General features: G+C 61.5%; 21 protein-coding genes and 1 tRNA gene. 7 read left to right on the top strand and 15 right to left on the bottom strand.

Features of this window, described 5'->3' with window-relative positions; translation table 11 throughout:
* Positions 1–7: 7 nt before the first annotated feature.
* From L5849_RS04735 to L5849_RS04790, 12 genes are all read right to left on the bottom strand, one after another.
* A complete protein-coding gene (locus L5849_RS04735) occupies positions 8–1294 on the bottom strand; it encodes an O-acetylhomoserine aminocarboxypropyltransferase (protein WP_115416516.1) in 1287 nt (428 codons plus the stop codon).
* Positions 1295–1311: 17 nt separating this feature from the next.
* Positions 1312–2331, bottom strand: a complete 1020-nt coding sequence (bioB, locus tag L5849_RS04740; RefSeq protein ID WP_236924640.1) for a biotin synthase BioB — start codon at positions 2329–2331, stop codon at positions 1312–1314.
* The gene (locus L5849_RS16110; RefSeq protein WP_236924641.1) at positions 2328–3068 is read right to left on the bottom strand and encodes an HNH endonuclease signature motif containing protein; all 741 of its coding nucleotides are present in this window, start codon (positions 3066–3068) and stop codon (positions 2328–2330) included. The genes bioB and L5849_RS16110 overlap by 4 nt, the downstream gene beginning before the upstream one ends.
* Positions 3065–3223 (bottom strand): hypothetical protein, encoded by a 159-nt coding sequence (locus L5849_RS04750; RefSeq protein WP_236924642.1) that lies wholly within the window; start codon positions 3221–3223, stop codon positions 3065–3067. Before L5849_RS04750 ends, L5849_RS16110 begins: the two co-directional genes overlap by 4 nt.
* Positions 3220–3480, bottom strand: a complete 261-nt coding sequence (locus L5849_RS04755; protein WP_115416513.1) for a DUF2442 domain-containing protein — start codon at positions 3478–3480, stop codon at positions 3220–3222. Before L5849_RS04755 ends, L5849_RS04750 begins: the two co-directional genes overlap by 4 nt.
* A complete protein-coding gene (locus L5849_RS04760; RefSeq protein ID WP_115416512.1) occupies positions 3464–3697 on the bottom strand; it encodes a DUF4160 domain-containing protein in 234 nt (77 codons plus the stop codon). The genes L5849_RS04755 and L5849_RS04760 overlap by 17 nt, the downstream gene beginning before the upstream one ends.
* Positions 3697–5856, bottom strand: a complete 2160-nt coding sequence (gene scpA / locus L5849_RS04765) for a methylmalonyl-CoA mutase (RefSeq protein WP_236924643.1) — start codon at positions 5854–5856, stop codon at positions 3697–3699. The genes L5849_RS04760 and scpA overlap by 1 nt, the downstream gene beginning before the upstream one ends.
* 122 nt (positions 5857–5978) lie before the next feature.
* On the bottom strand, positions 5979–6764 hold the full coding sequence (locus tag L5849_RS04770; protein ID WP_115416510.1) for an enoyl-CoA hydratase-related protein: 786 nt from the start codon (positions 6762–6764) through the stop codon (positions 5979–5981).
* A gap of 90 nt (positions 6765–6854) precedes the next feature.
* Entirely contained in the window at positions 6855–7304 is a 450-nt protein-coding gene (gene mce / locus L5849_RS04775; protein ID WP_236924644.1) for a methylmalonyl-CoA epimerase, read from the bottom strand.
* 157 nt (positions 7305–7461) lie between these two features.
* Positions 7462–7923 (bottom strand): hypothetical protein, encoded by a 462-nt coding sequence (locus L5849_RS04780; protein ID WP_236924645.1) that lies wholly within the window; start codon positions 7921–7923, stop codon positions 7462–7464.
* Entirely contained in the window at positions 7920–9452 is a 1533-nt protein-coding gene (locus L5849_RS04785) for an acyl-CoA carboxylase subunit beta (RefSeq protein WP_236924646.1), read from the bottom strand. Before L5849_RS04785 ends, L5849_RS04780 begins: the two co-directional genes overlap by 4 nt.
* A 55-nt stretch (positions 9453–9507) precedes the next feature.
* Positions 9508–10257, bottom strand: a complete 750-nt coding sequence (locus L5849_RS04790; protein ID WP_236924647.1) for a TlyA family RNA methyltransferase — start codon at positions 10255–10257, stop codon at positions 9508–9510.
* 34 nt (positions 10258–10291) lie between these two features.
* On the opposite strand from L5849_RS04790, the gene L5849_RS04795 reads away from it, so the two are divergent.
* Both L5849_RS04795 and L5849_RS04800 read left to right on the top strand, forming a co-directional pair.
* A complete protein-coding gene (locus L5849_RS04795) occupies positions 10292–10858 on the top strand; it encodes a hypothetical protein (protein ID WP_236924648.1) in 567 nt (188 codons plus the stop codon).
* 673 nt (positions 10859–11531) lie between these two features.
* Complete coding sequence (locus L5849_RS04800; protein WP_115416503.1) at positions 11532–12614, top strand: branched-chain amino acid aminotransferase; 1083 nt, start codon at positions 11532–11534, stop codon at positions 12612–12614.
* On the opposite strand, the gene L5849_RS04805 is transcribed toward L5849_RS04800, so the two are convergent.
* From L5849_RS04805 to L5849_RS04815, 3 genes are all read right to left on the bottom strand, one after another.
* Positions 12615–13502: a DMT family transporter gene (locus L5849_RS04805; RefSeq protein ID WP_236924649.1), complete on the bottom strand. Its 888-nt coding sequence runs from the start codon at positions 13500–13502 to the stop codon at positions 12615–12617.
* A gap of 2 nt (positions 13503–13504) precedes the next feature.
* A complete protein-coding gene (locus L5849_RS04810) occupies positions 13505–15574 on the bottom strand; it encodes an NAD(+) synthase (protein WP_236924650.1) in 2070 nt (689 codons plus the stop codon).
* 293 nt (positions 15575–15867) lie between these two features.
* Positions 15868–16869: a DNA topoisomerase IB gene (locus L5849_RS04815; protein ID WP_115416501.1), complete on the bottom strand. Its 1002-nt coding sequence runs from the start codon at positions 16867–16869 to the stop codon at positions 15868–15870.
* Between the two features lie 94 nt (positions 16870–16963).
* On the opposite strand from L5849_RS04815, the gene yghU reads away from it, so the two are divergent.
* The 5 genes from yghU to L5849_RS04840 all read left to right on the top strand — a co-directional run bounded on the left by yghU (position 16964) and on the right by L5849_RS04840 (position 22043).
* Positions 16964–17815, top strand: a complete 852-nt coding sequence (gene yghU, locus L5849_RS04820) for a glutathione-dependent disulfide-bond oxidoreductase (protein ID WP_236924651.1) — start codon at positions 16964–16966, stop codon at positions 17813–17815.
* 69 nt (positions 17816–17884) lie between these two features.
* Positions 17885–19294, top strand: coding sequence for a glycoside-pentoside-hexuronide (GPH):cation symporter (locus L5849_RS04825; protein ID WP_236924652.1), 1410 nt, complete (start codon positions 17885–17887; stop codon positions 19292–19294).
* Positions 19295–19308: 14 nt separating this feature from the next.
* Positions 19309–19383: transfer RNA gene (locus tag L5849_RS04830), tRNA-Gln, on the top strand.
* A gap of 69 nt (positions 19384–19452) precedes the next feature.
* Complete coding sequence (locus L5849_RS16115) at positions 19453–20964, top strand: acetyl-CoA acetyltransferase (RefSeq protein WP_236924653.1); 1512 nt, start codon at positions 19453–19455, stop codon at positions 20962–20964.
* 290 nt (positions 20965–21254) lie between these two features.
* Positions 21255–22043 carry an N-acetylmuramidase domain-containing protein gene (locus L5849_RS04840; protein WP_236924654.1) on the top strand — a complete coding sequence of 263 codons (789 nt, stop codon included), beginning with the start codon at positions 21255–21257 and terminating at the stop codon, positions 22041–22043.
* Positions 22044–22065 lie beyond the last annotated feature (22 nt).

Here is a 22065-nt window from a genome sequence, read left to right on the forward strand (position 1 = left end):
AGTGTCCCTAAATCTGTGCCAGTGCGGCATCGAGATCGGCGACGATATCGTCGATATGTTCGATCCCGACCGACAGCCGCACCACGTCCGGACCGGCGCCCGCCGCGACCAGCTCTTCCGCCGAAAGCTGGCTATGCGTGGTCGATGCGGGGTGAATGATCAGGCTTCGCGTATCGCCGATATTGGCGAGGTGGCTGAACAGCTTGACGCTGGAGACGAGCTGCTTGCCCGCCTCGAATCCGCCCTTGAGGCCGAAGGTGAAGACGGCTCCGCCGCGGCCGCCCAGATATTTGTCCGCAAGCGGCCTGTATGGATCGTCCTCCAACCCGGCATAGGATACCCAGGCCACCTTGGGATGCGCGCGGAGCCACTGCGCCACGGCCAGCGCGTTGCTGCAATGCCGATCCATTCGCAGCGCCAGCGTTTCCATCCCGGTCAGCGCGAGGAAGGCATTCATCGGCGCCATGGCCGGGCCGAGATCGCGCAGGCCGAGCACCCGGCAGGCGGTGATGAAGGCGATCGGTCCGACCGGCTCCAGCGCGTCGACCAGCACCGCCCCGTGATAGGACCCGTTGGGCGCCGTGAGACTGGGAAACTTGTCGCTCGCCTTCCAGTCGAAACGGCCCGAATCCACAATCAGCCCGCCAACCGCATTGCCGTGCCCGTTGAGGAACTTGGTGCAGGAATGGACGATGATGTCGGCACCATGGTCGAACGGGCGGCACAGCGCGGGCGTCGCCATCGTATTGTCGACGATCAACGGTACCCCGGCGTCATGCGCGACCTCGGCGATGGCCGCGATATCGCTGACGACACCGCCCGGATTGGCCAGGCTTTCGATGAAAACACAGCGCGTCTTGTCGTCGATGGCGGCAGCGACATTTTCCGGATCATCGGCATCGACGAAGTGGGTTTCCCAGCCGAATTTGCGAAAGCTCTCGCCAAGCTGGTTGAGCGATCCGCCATAAAGCTTCTTCGCCGCGACGATATTGCAGCCCGGCTCCATCAGCGTGTGGAATGCGATCAACTGCGCCGCATGGCCCGATGCGAGCCCCAAAGCGCCCACACCGCCTTCCAGCGCCGCAATCTTCTTCTCCAGCGCATCGTTGGTCGGATTCATGATGCGGGTGTAGATGTTGCCGAATTCCTGCAGGCTGAAAAGCCGTGCAGCGTGCTCGGGATCGTCGAAGACATAACTTGCCGTCTGATAGATCGGCGTAATCCGCGCTTTCGTGGTCGGATCGGGCTCGCATCCGGCGTGAATGGCTAGCGTATCGAGTTTCTGGTCGGACATGGGTTCCCTCAAATTCGCTATTCGGCCGGAACGGCCTGGGAGCGGCAAGCGGCCGCCCGCATCGGTTCTTCCTGTTCGAGTGCGGTCAGGCCGAGCTTGGCGAACAGCGCGGCGTCGGTGTCGTCACCAGCGTTGGGTGCGGTCAGCAGCTTGTCGCCGGTGAAGATCGAATTCGCGCCCGCCATGAAGCACAGCGCCTGCGTGGCTTCGGACATCGACTCCCGGCCTGCCGACAGGCGCACCATGCTCATCGGCATCGTGATGCGCGCCACCGCCACGGTGCGGACGAATTCGATATCGTCGATCTTGGCCATCGGCGTACCTTCCAGCATGTCGCCCAGCACCGTGCCCTTGACTGGGACCAGTGCGTTGACCGGCACGCTTTCGGGATGCCGCTCAAGCGTGGCAAGCGTGTGGACGAAGCCCACCCGGTCCTCGCGCGTTTCGCCCATGCCCACGATCCCGCCGCTGCACACATTGATGCCAGCGTCGCGCACGTTCTGGAGCGTATCGAGCCGGTCCTGGTAATTGCGGGTCGAGATCACGCGCTCGTAATATTCCGGCCCGGTATCGACATTGTGGTTGTAGTAATCGAGGCCCGCTTCCTTGAGCATGTCCGCCTGTTTCGGCGTCAGCATGCCCAGCGTCATGCAGGTCTCCAGCCCCATGGCGCGCACGCCTTTCACGATCTCGACGATCGCGGGCATGTCGCGGTCCTTAGGGTTGCGCCAGGCGGCGCCCATGCAGAAGCGCTGGCTGCCCGCATCCTTCGCCTGCGCCGCGCGCTGAAGGACCGATTGCACCTCCATCAGCTTGGTCGCCTCGACCCCGCTATCGGCCTTCACCGATTGCGAGCAATAGCCGCAGTCCTCGGGGCACCCGCCAGTCTTGATGGAGAGAAGCGTGCAGAGCTGGATCTGCTCGGGCGGGTGGTATTCGCGGTGTACGGTGGCCGCGCGGAACAGCAGTTCGGTGAAGGTAAGGTCGAACAGGTCCGCGATTTCCTCGCGGGTCCAGTCGGTTCGGATTTGGGTCACTTGTTGATCTCTTCTAGAATGCCGAGGAACTTGGTTTGAAGGTTTTCCCAGTTTCTCCCGAAATGAGCTTCTCTATGGTGGTTAGGACAAAGGGCAATCACATTCGAAACCTTGTCGGGGCCTTGTTCTGACAGTGAAATGACGTGATGGCATTCCACAAAAGAAGAACCACCCACACTCAAAAACGCTGACGTTCCGCAATATTCGCATTTCCCATTTGCGCGCTTGAGAACCTTCCTGCGCACTTTCTCGCTTCTCACATAGTGACCCGACATTCGCTGCTGGTATTCAGGATCATCATTTTCCAAGTCAGCTTCCGCAAGATCATCGATTGCCGACTGAAATGGCTCAGTAAGATTTGCAGGCTTCACCATCCAGAAAGTATGCGCATAATCTGCCAACCCAACTCCCAAACCAGCACAAAAGTCAGCCAACTGTTTTTCGCGCATCGAGCTAGTCTCGGGCATGGATTTCAAGACTCGGCTGATCTTTGCTGTGCTTACCGATCCTGAACGCGTGGGTATTGTGCGCCTGTAAGTTTCGATAGAGTTGCCGCCATATCCAATGAATTTCGACGGTGCGAAACCTATCACTCCATTGAATTTGAATGGATAATAGACGTGCCCTTTCCGCACCAGTGTACCAGCGAACTCGCGTTCTCCACGAGTGCCATTCAAAGCCGCCGCGAAGGTCCGCAAATTTGCAAGGAGCGCGGCTCGACTGGAGACAAGGCTCACTCCGCCGCCTCGTCCATATCCTCGCCCGCAGGCGGCATATTGTGGCCCATCAGGCGCAGCACGTCCGCCGCGCATTCGACCACATTGCTGCCCGGGCCGTAGATGCCCTGCACCCCGGCATCGCGCAGGAAGACGTAATCCTTTTGCAGGTTCACGCCGCCCTCGGAGCCGGAGCGCCACGGAGAAGACCCTCGGTGCTCAGATCCTCATCGATGTCGGGCCAGTGAATGCCATAGCCCGCCCCGGCCCTTTCCCATCCAGCTCGCTGTTCGGGTGTCGCCCTCAGCAATCGCGGATACCAAGCCAACGGCACCGAAATCGTCCGCCCGTCCATCAGGTCGACGATCAGGCTGGCCTCGTCGAACCGGACGTCGAGAACGCGCTCATCGGTCACCTTAGCCGAAATATTCATGCCACGCCTCCGTCAGCGCATCGCGATGGTTCGCGACGAGCTTGATAATGTCATTGATCTCATGCGCGCGAAAGCCTCGGCTTTTCGCGACCTCCCCGCTGTCCAGCCAAACCTTGATCGTCGCGTCGCCCTGATCGACATGGATATGCGGCGGCTCGTTCGGCTCATGGCTGTAGAAGTAAAACCGGAACGACCCGATCCGCATAACGGTGGGCATTACTCAGCCGCCTCGTCCAGATCCTCACCCGCAGGCGGCATATTGTGTCCCAGCAGGCGCAGCACGTCAGCCGCGCATTCGATCACATTGCTTCCCGGGCCATAAATGCCCTGCACCCCGGCATCGCGCAGGAAGTCGTAATCCTTCTGGGGAATCACGCCGCCTGCGATCACCTTGATGTCGGGGCGGCCGGCTTCCTTGAGCAAGCCTATGAGTTCGGGGATCAGCGTCTTGTGACCAGCGGCGAGGCTGCTCGCGCCGATGGCGTCGACATCGTTTTCCAGCGCCATGTCGCGGGTTTCGGCAGGCGTCTGGAACAGCGGGCCGGAGACGACCTCGAAGCCCATATCGGAAAAAGCGGATGCGATCACATTGGCGCCGCGATCGTGGCCGTCCTGCCCCATCTTGGCGACCATGAGTTTCGGCGCGCGGCCTAGGCGACGCTCGACCGCCTTCACGCCCTCGACCACCTGCCGGTAGCGATCGTCATCGGCATAAGCTTGCGAATAGACCCCCCGCACGGGCTTGGGCACGGTGTCGTAGCGGCCATAGGCGTCTTCCATCGCCTGGCTGATTTCGCCGAGCGTGGCATCGTGGCGCGCGGCCTCCACCGCGAGGTCGAGCAAATTACCTTCGCGCTGCGCAGCCCCGCGTGCCAACGCATCGAGCGCAGCCTTGCAGGCGAATTCGTCGCGCCCTTCGCGCACTTTCTTGAGGCGCGCGATCTGGCTCTGGCGCACGGCATGGTTGTCGATGTCGAGCGTGTCGATTTCGGCCTCTTCGGGCAGGCGATACTTGTTGACGCCGACGATAACCGTCTCGCCCTTGTCGACGCTCGCCTGCTTGGCGGCGGCGGCTTCCTCGATCTGCGCCTTGGGCTTCCCGCTCGCGACATACTCGGTCATGCCGCCCGCCGCCTCGACCTCGTCCAGCAATTTGCGGGCCTCGTCTATCAGGGCAGCGGTGAGACTTTCGATGTAATAGCTGCCGCCCAGCGGGTCGGCGACATTGGTAATGCCGGTTTCTTCCTGGATCACCAATTGCGTGTTGCGCGCGATGCGGGCGGAAAAGTCGGTCGGAAGCGCGATCGCCTCGTCCAGCGCATTGGTGTGGAGCGATTGCGTGCCGCCCAGCACCGCCGCCATCGCCTCCACCGTGGTGCGGATGACGTTGTTGTAAGGGTCCTGCTCCTGCAGGCTGACACCGCTGGTCTGGCAGTGCGTGCGCAGCATCTTCGACTTCTCGTTCTGCGCCCCCAGCCCTTCCATCACATCGTGCCACAGCGCACGCGCGGCGCGCATTTTGGCGATCTCCATGAAGAAGTTCATGCCGATGCCCCAGAAGAAGGACAGGCGCGGCGCGAAGGCATCGATATCCAGCCCCGCTTCCATGGCGCGCTTGGCGTATTCCTTGCCGTCAGCAATGGTGAAGGCGAGTTCCTGCACCGCCGTCGCCCCGGCTTCGTGCATGTGATAGCCCGAGATCGAAATACTGTTGAATTTCGGCATATTGGCCGAAGTATATGCGATGATGTCCGAGATAATCCGCATGCTCGGTTCGGGCGGATAGATATAGGTGTTGCGGACCATGAACTCCTTGAGGATGTCGTTCTGGATGGTCCCCGAAAGCTTGTCCTGAGAAACGCCCTGCCGTTCCGCCGCGACGATGTAGAACGCCATGACCGGGATCACCGCGCCATTCATCGTCATCGACACGCTCATCTGGTCGAGCGGGATCTGGTCGAACAGGATTTCCATGTCGCGCACGGTATCGATCGCGACGCCCGCCTTACCGACATCGCCGACCACGCGGCTGTGGTCGCTGTCATAGCCGCGGTGGGTGGCGAGGTCGAAGGCGACCGACAGGCCCTTCTGCCCTGCCGCGAGATTGCGGCGATAGAAGGCGTTCGATTCCTCGGCGGTCGAGAAGCCCGCATATTGCCGGATCGTCCACGGCCGACCGGTATACATGCTGGCATAGGGGCCGCGCGTGAACGGCGCGATCCCCGGAACACCGGGGTCGAGGTCGGCGGTGTCCTCGCTCGTATAGAGCGGCTTGACCTCGATCCCCTCAGGCGTGTGCCAGGTTAGGTCGCGGCCCTTCACTTCCTTGTCGGCGAGGGGCTTCCAGTCATCGTATCCGGGAGTCTTCTCTCTCATGGGAGACCCCCTAGCGCGGTGTTCCTACGATGCCAATCTATCCATTCTATCTAAGCCTATCCGGCCACCTTTACCGGTATCGCTGCAAGGTTTCCGATCTCGAGGGCGCCCCAAACATGGGCTCATTCGCCCTTGAATGCGGGTTTGCGCTTCTGGAGGAAGGCCATTCCGCCTTCCATCGCGTCCTGGCTCGCTCCGGCCACGCGCTGCCCCTCTGCCTCCGCAAGCATTACTTCGTTTACCGTTCCGTCGAGAGCGGCGGAGATATTCCGTTTCATGGTGCGCAGAGCCAGTGTGGGGCCATTCGCGAGCTTTTCCGCCAGTGCCCTTGCCTCGCCCATCAGTGCCTCGTCATCGACCGCCTTGTGGATGAGGCCCCAATCCTCGGCCTGCTGCGCACCGATCTTCTCGCCCAGCATCATCATGCGCGTGGCACGTGCGCGGCCGATGGCGCGTGCCAGCAGCCAGGTGGAACCGCCGTCGGGGACCAGGCCGATATTCACGAAAGCCTGAAGGAAATAGGCACTCTTGCCCGCCAGCACGAAATCACCGGCAAGGGCCAGGCTGCAACCGATCCCCGCAGCCGGTCCGTTGACCGCGCAAATTACCGGGACCGGCGCGCGCAACACCATGCTGATCGCCGGATTATAATGGTTCTGCAACGCGCGGTGGCTGCCCCCCTTATTATCGAGCACGCTACCCTCGCCCCGGGCGGACAAATCCGCCCCGGAACAAAAACCCTTGCCCGCACCGGTTATCAGCACGGCGCGGCTATCGCCCAGGTCATAGAAAGCCGCACCGATCTCGTCCGCCATCTGCGGCGGCATCGCGTTCAGCCGGTCGGGCCGGTCGAGCGTGATGGTGGTAAGCGGGCCGTCCTTTTCGACGATAATGGTTTCGTAGCTCACGCGTCTCTCCCCGAAGGTTTATCTCGGCAGGAGGTTTACGCTAACGTCAAGCTAGAGTGCAAGGACGCTACGGCGCGCGGCGTTCGGCTCTCAGTTCGACCAGTGCGCGCCTTCCTTGGGCGTTTCCATGATCTCGGTCAGTTGGCCCATCATGTCCTTCGGGTGGAGGAAGAAGATCGGCGTGCCATGCGCGCCGATGCGGGTGGGGCCGAGGATGCGCTTGCCGAGGTCCTCGAACCATTTGCGCGCGTCCTCGATATCCTCGACCTCGTAGCAGATGTGGTGCTGCCCGCCTGCAGGGTTCTTGGCGAGGAAACCGGTCAGCGTGGACTGTTCGCCGAGCGGTTCGATCAGCTCGATCTGCGTACCATGCGTGCCGTTTTCGCCCGGCGTGTCGACGAAGCAGACCTTCACGCCCTGTTCCTCCAGATCGAAAGGCTCATGCGCGATCGTGGCGCCCATGACATCGCGGTAATAGCGCAGCGATTCCGCGATACTCGGTGTGGCCACCCCAATGTGATTCAACCGCCCCAATTTCATACAACAACTCCCACCGAACCGTCATGCTGAACTCGTTTCAGCATCCATGTCTCCGCCTGCGCCCTTCGCCCGTGAGGCGGGATGGACCCTGAAACAAGTTCAGGGTGACGGAAAGGAAAAAATGTCGCGACGCCGATATGGTGGAGACGGCCGAGTTTCATAGCTGATCCTGTGAGCGAACTTCTACGCGGGCTGGAAATTGAAGAAGGGCTGCATCGCAACTAGCGGTTAGGTTGACGAGGCTGGAGCGAGTTACATCAATGCAGAGAAAAGACTCATCTAAGCCTCTGACTTCCAATCCTCTCAGCAGGGCCTCAAACCCTTCTCTTCCGAGATTGAAGGTAAGTGACCATCCACCGCCCAGCGGACCAGATTGGTGGACATCAAATTCGCCGAAGTAACTTGCGGGCTTGTCTTCCACGCGTTCGATCAAATCCTCATATCGCCCAGTTAATTCACTCCGATCACCTAGAGCCACATGGTGCCTGTTCAGGTCACCTACCGTCCAAGTCGTGCGAAACTCGTCAGACAACTGCACTGACCCCGCCTCGACTTGAAAGATCGGAGAGATCACGAAGCGAAGATCGTGGGCGATAATGTCGAAGGGTTTACGTGTCACAGCGGAATATTATCATGCTTCTTCCACGGGTTCTCGAGCTGCTTGGTCCGCAGCTTCCTTAGCCCCAGGGCGATCCGCTTGCGGGTCGAATGCGGGTAGATCACTTCGTCGATATAGCCGCGTTGCGCTGCCACGAAGGGGTTGGCGAAGCGGTCTTCGTATTCCTTGGTTTTCTCGGCGATCTTGTCGGGATCGTCGCGGTCCTGGCGGAAGATGATCTCGACCGCGCCCTTCGCGCCCATCACCGCGATTTCGGCGGTGGGCCAGGCGTAGTTGAGGTCGCCGCGCAGGTGCTTGGACGCCATCACGTCATAGGCGCCGCCATAGGCCTTGCGGGTGATCACGGTGATCTTGGGCACGGTCGCTTCGGCATAGGCGAAGAGCAGCTTGGCGCCGTGCTTGATGATGCCGTTATGCTCCTGCGCCGTGCCGGGAAGGAAGCCGGGCACGTCGACGAAGGTCAGGATCGGGATTTCGAAAGCATCGCAGAAACGCACGAAGCGCGCGGCCTTCTTCGAGGAATTGATGTCGAGCACCCCGGCCAGCACCATCGGCTGGTTCGCCACCACGCCCACCGTGCGCCCTTCCATCCGGCCGAAACCGCAGATGATATTGGCCGCGTGGTTCGGCTGGATCTCGAAGAAATCGCCCTCGTCCAGCGTCTTCCGGATGACTTCGTGCATGTCGTAAGGCTGGTTGGCATTGTCGGGGATCAGCGTGTCGAGGCTCGGCTCCTCGCGGTCCCATGCGTCGCTGGTCGGGCGCTCGGGCACCTCCTCGCGGTTCGACAGCGGCAGGTAATCGACGAAATCGCGCGTGGCGAGCAGTGTCTCGATATCGTTTTCGAAGCTGTTGTCGGCCACGCTGGTCTTGGTGGTGTGCGTCTTGGCTCCGCCCAGTTCCTCCTGCGTGACGACTTCGTTGGTCACCGTCTTCACCACGTCGGGGCCGGTGACGAACATGTAGCTGCTGTCCTCGACCATGAAAATGAAGTCGGTCATGGCGGGGGAATAGACCGCGCCGCCCGCGCACGGCCCCATGATAAGGCTGATCTGCGGCACCACGCCGCTGGCCAGAACATTGCGCTGGAAAACTTCGGCATAGCCGCCGAGGCTGGCGACGCCTTCCTGGATGCGCGCGCCGCCACTGTCGTTGAGGCCGATCACGGGCGCGCCGACCTTCATCGCGGTATCCATGACCTTGCAGATCTTTTCTGCATGGCGTTTGGAAAGAGAGCCACCGAAGACTGTGAAATCCTGAGAGAAAACATAGACGAGGCGGCCGTTGATCGTGCCCGATCCGGTGACCACGCCATCGCCGGGAATCTTCTGTTCCTGCATGCCGAAATCGGTGCAGTCATGTTCGACATAGGTGTCGAGTTCCTCGAAGCTGCCTTCGTCGAGCAGGACATCGAGCCGTTCGCGCGCGGTCAGCTTGCCCTTGGCGTGCTGGGCATCGATCCGCTTCTGTCCGCCACCCATGCGGGCAGCTTCGCGGCGGCGTTCCATCTCGGCGATATTTGAAGACATGCTCTCTCCGTGAAATGCGGTTGCACGAGCGCCTAGGGCCAAGTGTGCCGCAGCGTCAATTCCGCCTTTGGTCGCGTTGGGCGGAAATGAGGAACTCAATATTTCCTTCCGGTCCCTTAATCGGGCTTTCGACTATGCCCTGCACCTCGAAACCAAGCCCTTCGATCCATTGGCGGACTTCGCCGCAAACCCGATCGTGCAGCATGGGATCGCTGACAACGCCCTTCTTGCCCACCTCTTCACGCCCGACTTCGAATTGCGGCTTGATCAGCGCGACTAGGCGGCAGCGCGGCCCGGCCAATTGCAAGGGTACCTCGAGCACTTTGGCGAGGCCGATGAAACTCGCATCGCACACCACCCAGCTAACGGGCCGATCGATAAGATCCGGCGTGAGAATCCGGGCGCTGGTCTGTTCGAGCACGGTCACGCGCTCGTCTTGCCGCAGCTTCCATGCGAGCTGGTTGGTCCCGCTATCGACCGCGAAAACATGCGCCGCGCCGTTTTGGAGAAGCACATCGGTGAACCCGCCGGTCGAGCTGCCAATGTCCATCGCGGTGACGCCCGCCGGATCGAGCCCGAAATGCTCGATCGCGTGGGCAAGCTTGATCCCGCCTCGCGAGACCCAGGGATGATCGCGCCCGCGCACATCGAGCGGCGCATCCTCGGCAAGCTGCTGCCCCGGCTTGGCGAGCTTCTGTTCGCCGGAGAAAACCAGCCCCGCCATGACCAGCGCCTGCGCACGCGTGCGGCTCTCCACGAGGCCGCGGTCCACCAGCATCTGATCGAGACGTTTCTTCTTCGGCATTGGAAACTTGGCGCTTAGCGATCATTGAAGCGGCATGAAACCGATCTATTTCCCATTCGGCGGCGCATTGGCGCTCAGCTTCACCATCGCGGCCTGCGTACCCGCTCCGGATTCCACCCCCGCACCGACGCCGGCCCCCACGCCGCCCCCGGTGCAGACAGCCCCTCCGCCGTCCGCTCCGGCACCGGCACCGCCGTCAAAGGACTGGATCGACGAGGCGCGTAGCCCGGGCGAGTGGACCTATAGAAGTGGCGGCGCCGATGGTTCGGCTCAGTATGTGGACAGCCGGGGCGCGCCGGTCTTTTCGATTCTCTGTATGGCAGACGATGCCAGGATTGCCTTGGTCCGCCATGGCGCGGGCAGCGATACACCCGCAATGACCATTCGCACCGAAACGAGCGATCGCATGCTGAACACGAGTGGTGTGTCACCCGATACAGCGGGGCGCCCGGCAATCGCCGCCTACCTCGGTCGCACCGATCCGCTGCTCGATGCCATGGCGCTGACCCGTGGACGATTCGCCGTGGAAATCCCCGGACTGTCTACCCTCTACCTGCCGCCTTGGGCCGAAGTGACCAGAGTGATCGAAGACTGCCGCTGATGCGATTCCCGAAACCGCGGCCCTCCTGATCCCGACCGGATCGGACAAAGAAAAAGGCCCGGAGAATGCTCCGAGCCACAAACGCCAATTCTGACGTGGGAAAACTTTTTTTCAAGGGTTGTTTTCGCGCGCTGAGAGCAACAGATTGATACTCAAGATCAGCGGCAAAACGCGGTCTTAATTCTCCGGAAACGGGGTACTTTGGCTCTAAACAGCGCGAAAGGAGGTGATCCGATGTCTCATGGTTCAGCAGAGAGGTCGGCAAGTTTCCGCGCGAGGTACTATCGGTAAGCAGAACCGATAGAGACTTCGTGAGCGGCACTTCCCGCCGCTGACCATGCGAAGGGCGATCCTCCTACGGGCGAGGGTCGCCCTTCTCATTTTGCAGGATGGGTGCGGGTCATTTTGTTGGGTGCCGGCAGGACATCCGTCCGTCCCTTCGGCACCGGCCCTCGCCCCCACCCGGATTTCGTGCTGCGTGCGTGCCGCACGTCGCTCCGGCCCTTCGGCTGTTCCTTCCCGCGCCCCCTCCCGGCCACCCACGGGACTATGCTGAATGGGTGGCCGGGAGGGGGCGCGGGAAGGAACAGCAAGCTATCGACTGATGTCGATAGCGCACCGAACAAAAGACTCCTCCTTGCCTCTGGCGCCCTCACCCATTACCCGCGCATCCATGGATTTCGAGCACCTTCCCCACCCAGCCCCGGTTCCTTCCGGAACGCGCCAGCAAGCGTTGGAAAATCCCGGCTTCGGCCAGCTATTCACCGACCACATGGTCGTGATCGACTATGACGAGGACAAAGGTGGCTGGCACAAGGCGAGCCTGGGGCCGCGCGAGGCGATCAGCCTCGATCCGGCGGCGGCGGTGTTGCACTATGCGCAGGAAATCTTCGAGGGCATGAAAGCCTATAAGCAGGGCGACGATAGCCTTGCGCTATTCCGGCCCGAGCAGAACGCGCGCCGCTTCAACGAAAGCGCGCGGCGCATGGCGATGCCCGAATTGCCCGAGGAACTGTTCCTCGAATCGATCCGCCAACTGGTCGCGAAGGATCGCGACTGGGTTCCTTCCGATCCCGACGGTTCGCTCTATTTGCGCCCCTTCATGTTCGCTTCCGAGGCCTTTCTCGGTGTGCGGCCCGCGCGGCAATACAAGTACATTCTCATCGCTTCCCCCGTCGGCCCCTACTTCAAGGGCGGCGCGAAGCCGGTGAAGATCTGGGTCAGCCGCAACTACACCCGCGCAGCCCCCGGCGGCACGGGCGCCGCCAAGACCGGCGGCAATTATGCCGCCAGCCTTGTTCCACAGGCGGAAGGCATCGATCAGGGCTGTGATCAGGTGGTGTTCCTGGATGCGGTCGAGAAGAAATGGATCGAAGAACTGGGCGGTATGAACCTGTTCTTCGTGTTCGCGGACGGCACGGTCATCACACCCCCGCTCACCGGCACAATTCTGCCCGGAATTACGCGCGACAGCCTGATCCAGTTGCTGCGCGAAGAAGGCCTCCAGGTGCGCGAAGAACCCTATTCGATCGACCAGTGGCGCGCCGATGCGACCGAGGGGCGTCTGCTCGAAACGATGGCATGTGGCACCGCCGCGGTCGTGACGCCGGTCGGAACCGTGCTCGGCCCCGATGGCGAATTCACGATCGGCACGGGCGGCACGGGGCAGATGACCCACAAGATTCGCGAGAAACTCGTCGGCATCCAGAAGGGCGCCATCGAGGATATTCACGGCTGGACGGTCAAACTCGACTGATCAGAAGCGTGGGCGCACCAGGAAGCGACGGGTAAAGGTTTCGCTTGGCCGCAAGACGATGATCGCCACCCCCGCGAGCGCTATAGCGCCGCCGATTACCAGTCGTTCGCCGATCGCATCCCCGGTCAACCAGGCCCCGAAAAGGATGGTCAGGATCGGCGTGAACAGGGTAAGCGGAACGACGAGGTTCGCGTCATGCTCTTGCAGCAGGCGATAGTAGGCTGTGTGCGCGCCGACCGAGACGATAATCGCGGCAAAGAACAGGCAGGCGGCAAGTTCCCACGGGGCTTTCGAGAGTGCCGCCACTTGACCAACTTCCATCGCTACGGTCAGCGGCACCAGCACTGCGACGGATGCGACCGCCGCCCAGGCCTGCAATCGGATCGAGGGTATTTCGAGACGCTTCACGAAAACCGATCCGAGCGCGCCGACGACCGCCGAGGCGAACACAAGCAGGAGACCCGTGCCGGTCTCCATCTGATTGTCTCCGGCCATCGCGAACAGGACGCCGCCGAAGGCCAGTCCGATCCCCAAGCCACGCCGCCAGCGAATCCGCTCGCCGAGAAAAATGATTGCAAACAAAACGGTCATCGGTGCCCCGGTCAGGCTGACGACCCCCGCCGCCGACGGACTTGCCGTCGCTAGTCCCATGAAGAGCAGTGCGAACGAACCGCCACTGATTGCGAGACCGATCAGGAGCACCTGCCAGAGCTTTTCCGGCGACGGGCGCAGCAACGGTATGAGAACTGCCGCAACGATCACCGAACGCAGCAGCGCGTAGAACAGTGGCGGCGTTCCGAGATCGGCGATAGCAATTTTGCTGACGACGACATTGAGCGCCCAGACCACATTGCAGAACGTCATGAGCAGCAGCGCCCGCAGCGGCATCGTCAGTCGTCCAGATCGGGCAAGGCAGCCACCAATTCCGCCAGCCAGGTATCGGCCACCGCATCGCTTGGTGCGCGCCAGTCGCCGCGCGGGCTCAGCGCACCTCCGGCGGAAACCTTCGGCCCGTTGGGCAAGGCGCTGCGCTTGAACTGGCTGAAGCCAAAGAAGCGTTTGAGGAAATTTTCCAGCCACCTGGCAATCGTGGCGAGATCGTATTCATTCTTCGCATCGTCCGGGAATTCGATGGGCCAAAGCCCTGATTTCGCGTCTTTCCAGGCATGCCAGGCAAGAAAGGCGACGTGGCTCGGCTTTTGCCCCCAGCGGATAATGTGGTGGAGAAAGAAGTCGTTGAGCTCGTAAGGCCCAATTATCGACTGAGTGCTCTGAATCTGGCCATCCTCACCAGCAGGTACCAGCTCGGGACTGATTTCGGTATCGAGGATATCGGCCAGCACGGCATCGACCCCGCTGTCGAACTGGCTGGTCTGGGTTGTCCAGCGGATAAGGTACTGAATCAGTGTCTTGGGCACGCCCGCATTGACGCCGTAATGGCTCATATGGTCACCCACGCCATAGGTGCACCAGCCCAGTGCAAGTTCGCTCAGATCGCCCGTCCCGATGACCCAGCCTCCATGCTGGCCGGCAAGACGGAAAAGGTAATCGGTCCTTAGCCCCGCCTGCACATTCTCGAACGTCACGTCATAGACCGGCTCGCCCTCGGCAAAGGCGTGGCCAATGTTCTCCAGCATCATGGTCGCGGTTGGCTTGATGTCGATTTCCTCGGCCGTGAGGCCGAAAGCGTCCATCAGCCGCCAGGCATTGGACTTGGTCCCTTCGGACGTCGCGAAGCCGGGCATAGTATACCCCCGGATGTCCGTGCGCGGGCGACCGAGCCGGTCCATCGCCTTGGCTGCAACGATCAGGGCATGCGTGCTGTCGAGCCCGCCCGATATGCCAATCACCAGGCATTTTGGGTTGGTCGCCTGGATACGCCGCATCAGCGCGTCGACCTGGATGTTGAAAGCCTCGTAACAGTCCTCATCCAGTTTGTGCGCGCGGTTGGGCACGAAGGGAAAACGCCGCACGGGCCGCTCCAGGCCGATATCCGCGCGCGGGGCACTATGGTCGAATTCGATGCGGCGATACCAATCTTCCGGGCGCCCTGCCGCCTCGGCTGCATCGTTGAAGGTCTGCATCCGCATGCGCTCGGACAGGATGCGCTGCGTATCCACATCGGCGATGCACAATTCAGGCTCCAGCTCGAACCGGACGCTTTCGACAAGCAGATCGCCCAGCTCGTAGATCATCCCCTGCCCGTCCCAGGCGAGATCGGTCGTGCTCTCGCCGTGTCCGCTGGCCGAATAGGCATAGGCGCAGACCGAACGGCTCGAGCTTGCGCGGCTGAGGAGATGGCGTTCGTCGGACTTGCCGATCGTGATGTTCGACGCGGATGGGTTGAGCAGGATGGTCGCCCCGGCAAGCGCAGCCATCGTGCCCGGCGGATTGGGCGACCAGAAATCTTCGCAGATTTCGATTCCGAAGGTAAATCCGGGTAAGTCGCTGGCGGAAAAGATCAGGTCGGTCCCGAACGGTACCTCCCGCCCGCCGCAGCGGATCGTCAAGCCAATGCATTCGCGGCCATGGGCGAACCAGCGCTTCTCGTAATATTCGCGGTAGTTCGGCAGGTAGCTTTTGGGCACGACACCGAGCAACTCGCCGCGTGCCACGACCAGTGCGCAATTGTAGATCCGGCCATTGCGCCGCAAGGGGGCGCCGAAAACAAGCGCGGGTGACAGGTCGCGCGATGCCTCGCAGATCGCCTCGATCTGCGTTTCGGCTGCATCGAGCAGTGCCGACTGCAGGTGGAGATCATCAAGGGCATAGGACGAGAGGGAAAGCTCGGGATAGAGCAGCAGGTCGACGGCTCGCGCATCCGCCATCCGCGCCTGTTCCAGAATTCCTTCGGCGTTATAGGCGATATCGGCGGTGCGCACTTTAGGAGTGCTCGTTGCCACACGCACGAAACCGTGAGTGTGCAGGTCGTAAAAGGGATGGGCGTCGTTACCGCTCATTGGGACGTGACCTTTCTCGTCGATGTTTTTCGGAGCGGGCTCGAGCCAGTCCGCCGGCTCGCAAATCCCGAGTTCGGCGAGACGCTTCTGGACGGTTGGGCGCGCGACCTTTCCCTTCGATTCCCAGTTATAAACCGTTTGGCCCTTCCAAGCAGAAGGAGCACCGTAAAGCTTGCCAAATGCTTCTGCGGATAGGGGGGGATCGTGATCTGCACGCCAGTTTCGAATTTTCAGACCTGCGAGAGTTGTCATCACGCTCGATTATTCTTTAAGGCGAAAATTCACAAGAAGTTTTAGGCCGCCAGCAATACCGCCGCCGCAGGACTATTCTGAAGCAACTCGATCAGCCCGCGCTCCTCGGGCCTCAACCACTTGGTCGCTCGCGGCAGACGTATATCGGCGCGCCATTCTTCCTGCCGTTCGACCAGATCGATCACGGCAGGATGGATATAACTCTTGCGGGTGACCGCGGGAGTATTGCCGAGCCTGTCCGCGACGCAATCGAGCAGCGCCTTGATCGGCAGTTTCCCTTCGCCTTCGAGCAGGCACTGAAACGCCATCACGCTGCCATGCCAAGTGCGGAAATTCTTGGCCGTGAACCGCTCGCCCATGGTTTCGGCAAGATATTCGTTGACGTCGGACGAGCCCACAGCCTGGACATCTCCGTCCTCGTCCACATATTTGAACAGGTTCTGGCCGGGCAGATCCTGCATCTTGCGCACAAGCCGCGTCAAACTGCCATCCGACAGGGTTACTTCACGCAGCTTGCCGCCCTTGCCCTTGTAGCGCAGCCGCAGGGTCCTGCCCGTTAGCTCCGCATGGCGCTTCCGCAGGGTGGTTGCCCCGAAGCTCCGGTTGCGCTGTGCATATCCCTCGTTCCCGACCCGCACCGCGCCGAGATCGAGCAGGCGGACAACGCTGGCGACCGCCCGCTCGCGCGTCAGCTTGCGGCCCCGCAGATCGTCTTCCACACGTTTGCGCACCAGCGGCAGCAGGCTGCCGAAGGTGACGCAGCTATCGAACTTCTCGCCCTCTCGCGCCGCGCGGAAATCGGGGTGATAGCGATATTGCTTGCGCCCCTTGGCATCTACGCCGGTGGCCAGGATGTGCCCGTTGGGCGCAGGGCAGAACCAGGCATCGCTATAGGCTGGGGGCAGCGCAATTGCGTTGAGCCGTTGCTTCTCCTGCGGATCGGTAATCAGCCGGCCTTCGGCATCGTAATAGGCCCATCCCTTTCCCGCACCCTTGCGGGTGATCCCGGGCAGATCGTCGTCGACATAGATGAGCTTCGTCATAGCGTAGGGAACAACCGTGGGATCGCAATGACGGTTCCCCACCTTGTGACGAATGGCAGGGTGAACTAGCCATCCCGCCCAAAGGAGAACGAGTTTGGCCGATCCCACCTATACCCCGCCCGAAGTCTGGACCCACGACGCCGAAAACGGTGGCCGCTTCGCCAGCATAAACCGCCCCACATCCGGTGCGCGCGAGGATAAGGAGCTGCCTGTCGGTCAGCACGATTTCCAGCTCTATTCGCTCGCCACGCCCAACGGGGTGAAGGCAACGATCATGTTCGAGGAATTGCTCGAGGCGGGCCATGCGGGCGCCGAATACGATGCCTGGACGATCGATATCGGCGATGGCGACCAGTTCGGTTCGGGCTTCGTCGGCCTCAATCCCAATTCGAAGATCCCCGCCCTGCTCGACCGCAGCGGCAGCGAGCCCCTGCGCGTGTTCGAAAGCGGTGCGATCCTGATGCATCTGGCCGAAAAGTTCGGCGCTTTCCTGCCCACCGACCGCAGCCGCGCGGAAGTTCTGAGCTGGCTGTTCTGGCAGGTCGGCAGCGCGCCCTTCATCGGCGGCGGCTTCGGCCATTTCTACGCCTATGCTCCGGAGAAATACGAATATCCGATCAATCGCTATGCGATGGAAACCAAACGCCTGTTCGACGTCGTCGACAAACGCCTGGCGGATAGCGAATTCCTGGGCGGCAAGGATTACACGATCGCCGACATCGCCGCCTACCCCTGGATCGCTCCCTTCGTTTTCGGCGAAATTTATGGCGAAGCGAAGACCTTCCTTTCCATCCAGGAATACACACATGTGGAACGCTGGGTGAGACAGATCGCCAAGCGCCCGGCAGTGCGGCGCGGACGCATCGTCAACAAAGTTTGGGGCGAAGATGACGAACAGCTACGCGAACGCCATTCGGCCGCAGATTTCGAAGACAAGCGATATTGATCGCACCGCCGCGGACTTGACTTCGCGCCTTCCATGACCTCCCAATAGGTTTCATGGGAGAACCGAGTTGTGAGTAAGCCGATCCCCGCCGCCGGGCGACTGGAGAAGATCGGGTACGGGATCGGCGATCTCGCATCGTCCTTCTACATCAACTTCTTCAACATCTACCTGCTCTATTTTTTCGTGGAGCTGGGCGGTGTTGGCCCGGCGGCGATGGGCCTCATGCTGCTGCTGACAAAGTTCTTCGATGCCATAACCGACCCGGTAATGGGCGCGATCGGAGACCGGACACGCAGCCGGTGGGGGCGCTATCGCCCCTATCTGCTGTGGGGCGCGGTTCCCTTCGGCCTGTTCGGCGCGGCAATCTTCGCGGCACCCGACATGTCGAAAAATGGAATGCTCGTATGGGCTTATGTGACCTATACGCTGACAATGGTCGCATTCACCGCGACCAATGTGCCTTATTCGGCGCTGATGGGGGTGGTGTCTCCCAACGCCGATACACGCTCGTCCTTCGCCGCCTACCGCATGGTTTTCTCCGCTTTGGCCGTGGTGGCGGTGGCGGTTATCGCGACAACGCTGGTACGTGAGTTGGGCGCGGGAGACGAGCGGCGCGGAATCATGCTGACGATGTTCATTATCGCCGGTGCCGGATCGCTCTCGCTGCTGATCGCATTCGCCTCGAGCAGAGAGAGAATACCACCGGCCCGGACCAATGGGCGCATTCGCGACGACGTGAGATTGCTCGTCCGCACGCCAGCCTGGATAGCCGTTGCCGTCGCCGCGATGCTGACCCCGGTGGCCCTCGCCTCGCGCGCGAGCAGTGCGCTGTTCTGGTTCCGCTATGTGGCGGGCGACGATGGCACGCCAATCTTCCTGTTTCTCGACAGGATCGGTCTCTTCTACACAGCCTTCGCAGTGGGCCAGTTGGCGGGTGTCGTTTTCGCGGCATCGATGGCGCGTCGGCTCGACAAGGCCCATCTCCTGATCTTCGCCGGATCGGTCGAAGTCGCTGCGATTGCGATCTTCCATCTGATGCCCCTTGATGCGATCTGGCCGCAAACGATCGCGCAAGTGTTCGTGGGGGTGGGCCTCGGCATGATGATGATGCTCGCTTACTCGATGTTTACCGACATTGCCGAATATCTCGACTGGTCGACGGGCCGCCAGATGACCGGCCTAGCCGTGTCGGGCGCGGTTTTTGCGATCAAGACCGGTGTGGCGGTCGGAGCGGCGTTGCCGGGTATGCTGTTCGCGGTGACCGGGTTCGAGGCGGGGGCTGTGCAGACCGATTCGGCGAAGTTCGGTATCGACCTCGCCTTTGCGATAGTACCCGCCGCAATCATCATTCCCGCTGGCGTTGCGATGTTCTTCTACAAGCTCGACCGCCGGACGATTGCGCGATTCGAAGGCGAGCTTGCCGAACGACGCATGCAATCCGAGCCCACCCCCTTCCCTTCCGCGCCGGACACGCTATAGGGGCGCGCACCTGCTGGGGTGTAGCCAAGTGGTAAGGCATCGGTTTTTGGTACCGACATTCGCAGGTTCGATCCCTGCCACCCCAGCCAGCTCCCTTTGAACTTTCGGTTGCAGCTTGAAACCCGCTTGCTACGCATGGCAGCGAGAGGAGAGCCTACGTGCCAGATCAGGACCCCGATAGAATTCCCGTCATCGTCGGCGTAGGGCAGATCAACGACCGGCCCGAACAGCCCGGCGACGGCCTCGATCCTGTGGGCCTGATGGCCGAGGCGCTGCGCCGCGCCGATGCGGATGCGAATGCCGGACGCGGCCTGCTTGCCGATTGCGATTCGCTGGCCGTGGTCGCACAGCTCGGCTGGCCGCAACTCAACCCTGTCGACGAAAAGGTGGCAGACAGCCTCCGGATCGATCCGTCCCACCGCATGCAGACCGCCATGCCCAATGGCGACAGCCCGATCCTGTTGCTGAACGAGGCGGCCAACCGGATCGGTCGGGGGGACGCGAAGATCTGCGCCGTTACCGGCGGCGAAGCGCTCCGCACCGCAGCCGGGCTTGTCGCCATGAAAAAGGACGCGACTGGCGAAAGACCCAATGCCCTGCGCGATGCGACGCACCGCGTGCACAAGGGCTATGCACAAAGCTATGGTTTGGTCGTCCCGACCGATGTCTATCCGTTATACGAAAATGCAGGCCGCGCCGCATATGGCCAATCACTCGCCGAAGGACAGGCCGAGAGCGGCCAGATATGGGCGCGAATGAGCGAGGTCGCGGCCACGAACGAAGGGGCATGGATCCGTACTCCCGTCACGGCCGAAGACATCGTCACGCCGTCGGAGAGCAACCGACCGATCGCCTTCCCCTACACAAAGCTGCAGGTCGCCAATGCCTCGGTCAACCAAGGCGCCGGCTTCATCATGACCTCGCTTGCCGAAGCCAGACGACGAGGAATCGCGAGCGATCGTCTTGTCTATGTCGGTTACGGCGCAGCCGCGCACGAAAGCGGCAATTTTCTCGAACGCGATCGCTACGATGCATCGCCCAGCCTGGTGGTCTCGCTGGAGAAAACGATGGAACTGAACGCCGTCACGGTGGGCGATCTCGCGCATGTCGAACTCTATAGCTGTTTTCCCTGCGTGCCGAAGATGGCCCGCCGCGTCCTCGAATGGCCGGTCGACAAGCCGGCCACCGTCTTCGGCGGGCTCACTTTCGGCGGTGGGCCGATCGGCAATTATATGAGCCACGCCGTTGCCGCGATGGTCGAGGTCCTTCGCGGAACGGCGGATAGGGGCCTGCTATTCGCCAATGGCGGCTATGCCACGCACAACCATACGATCCTTCTGTCCGGATGTCCCACCGACGCGCAATTCCCGCAGGATTTCGATTACCAAGCGGAGGCGGACCGAGGGCGCAGGGAGATCCCGTCTCTCGATGAACACTATAGCGGCCCCGCCACCGTCGAAACCTATACGGTGCATTACGATCGCGGCGGAGTGCCGCGATCGGGCGTCGTCATTGCACGGACACCCGAGGGGGCTCGAACCCTTGCCCGCACTTCCGCCGACGATGTAGAGACGATCGCCTTCTTTACCGATGGAAAGGCGGAGCCTGTCGGAACGAGCGGATCGATTCACCGTAACGGTGACGATATCGCTATCTGGGACGTCGATTGATGTGATCCGGGCTGTTCATATCGTCGCCTCGACGATGAACCTCGTAGTGCTTTATCGGTTCTTGGCATAAGTTCGAGCCGGGAAAGCTCACCCATCATCGCGCAATCGCCTGGAGTAAATGCGGCCGGTTCTCGCAAGATGATCCAGCCGCGCCGTCGCAAGCCCTGCCAGGCGATCGGGCCGCTTTCCTACACGCCGAAGGGGCGTCATCACGAGTCGCACCGAGATGAACCGGGTGGGCATTTGCCTCACGCCCGTCGTCTCGGACACACGCTGGATGGAGAAAAGCCATGCCCTTGCAGTTTGCCGGCCCGGCATCGCCACTCGATGAAGAAGCCATAGAGAAAGCCGCTCGTGACATCGGCTGCCGGGTCGCGGCCGTGCGCGCGGTGATCGATGTCGAAAGTCGCGGCGGTTTCCTCGCCGACAAGCGCCCGAAGATCCTTTTCGAGAGACACTATTTCTCGCGCCTGACGAAACGCCGGTACGACCGTTCGCATCCGGCCATTTCGCAGCCAGACCCGGGCGGATATAAGGGAGGTAGGAAGGAATACGACCGACTTGCCCAGGCAATCGACCTCGATCGCGACGCGGCGTTGCGCTCGGCAAGTTGGGGGGCCTTCCAGATCATGGGTGATAATTATCGCATATGCGGCTTCGACGATGTCGAAGATTTCGTTTCCGCCATGGTCTCGGGCGAGCCTGCTCAGCTCCGCGCATTCGTCGCTTTCGTGAAGTCGAGCAATCTGGACGCCGCGCTCATTCGCCGTGACTGGGCGCAATTCGCGCGCGGCTATAACGGCCCGGCATATCGCGCCAACAGATATGACGAGAAGCTCGAAGCTTCCTATCGCTTCCATGCGGCGGGCGAACCACGTGTGCACCCCGCACGCCCGTTGCTACGTCAAGGAGATCGGGGAGACCCGGTCCGCGCGATGCAGAACCTCCTGAATATTCTCGCCGACGGTTATTTCGGTCCGATTACCAGACGGGCGGTGATCGCTTTTCAGAAATCGAAAGACCTTTCCGCCGATGGCGTGGTCGGCAAAAAGACCTGGGCGGCACTGGCTGCAAACTGAAGCCCGAACACCGATGCTTGGC

The sequence above is a fragment of the Erythrobacter sp. SN021 genome (assembly GCF_021864455.1).

What these genes read in the sequence shown, in the direction of transcription:
- L5849_RS04735 (WP_115416516.1), bottom strand. Translation starts at nt 1,294, where the DNA reads ATGTCCGACCAGAAACTCGATACGCTAGCCATTCACGCCGGATGCGAG.
- L5849_RS04755 (WP_115416513.1), bottom strand. Translation starts at nt 3,480, where the DNA reads ATGAATATTTCGGCTAAGGTGACCGATGAGCGCGTTCTCGACGTCCGG.
- L5849_RS04760 (WP_115416512.1), bottom strand. Translation starts at nt 3,697, where the DNA reads ATGCCCACCGTTATGCGGATCGGGTCGTTCCGGTTTTACTTCTACAGC.
- scpA (WP_236924643.1), bottom strand. Translation starts at nt 5,856, where the DNA reads ATGAGAGAGAAGACTCCCGGATACGATGACTGGAAGCCCCTCGCCGAC.
- mce (WP_236924644.1), bottom strand. Translation starts at nt 7,304, where the DNA reads ATGAAATTGGGGCGGTTGAATCACATTGGGGTGGCCACACCGAGTATC.
- L5849_RS04785 (WP_236924646.1), bottom strand. Translation starts at nt 9,452, where the DNA reads ATGTCTTCAAATATCGCCGAGATGGAACGCCGCCGCGAAGCTGCCCGC.
- L5849_RS04790 (WP_236924647.1), bottom strand. Translation starts at nt 10,257, where the DNA reads ATGCCGAAGAAGAAACGTCTCGATCAGATGCTGGTGGACCGCGGCCTC.
- L5849_RS04795 (WP_236924648.1), top strand. Translation starts at nt 10,292, where the DNA reads ATGAAACCGATCTATTTCCCATTCGGCGGCGCATTGGCGCTCAGCTTC.
- L5849_RS04800 (WP_115416503.1), top strand. Translation starts at nt 11,532, where the DNA reads ATGGATTTCGAGCACCTTCCCCACCCAGCCCCGGTTCCTTCCGGAACG.
- L5849_RS04805 (WP_236924649.1), bottom strand. Translation starts at nt 13,502, where the DNA reads ATGCCGCTGCGGGCGCTGCTGCTCATGACGTTCTGCAATGTGGTCTGG.
- L5849_RS04810 (WP_236924650.1), bottom strand. Translation starts at nt 15,574, where the DNA reads ATGAGCGGTAACGACGCCCATCCCTTTTACGACCTGCACACTCACGGT.
- L5849_RS04815 (WP_115416501.1), bottom strand. Translation starts at nt 16,869, where the DNA reads ATGACGAAGCTCATCTATGTCGACGACGATCTGCCCGGGATCACCCGC.
- L5849_RS04840 (WP_236924654.1), top strand. Translation starts at nt 21,255, where the DNA reads ATGCCCTTGCAGTTTGCCGGCCCGGCATCGCCACTCGATGAAGAAGCC.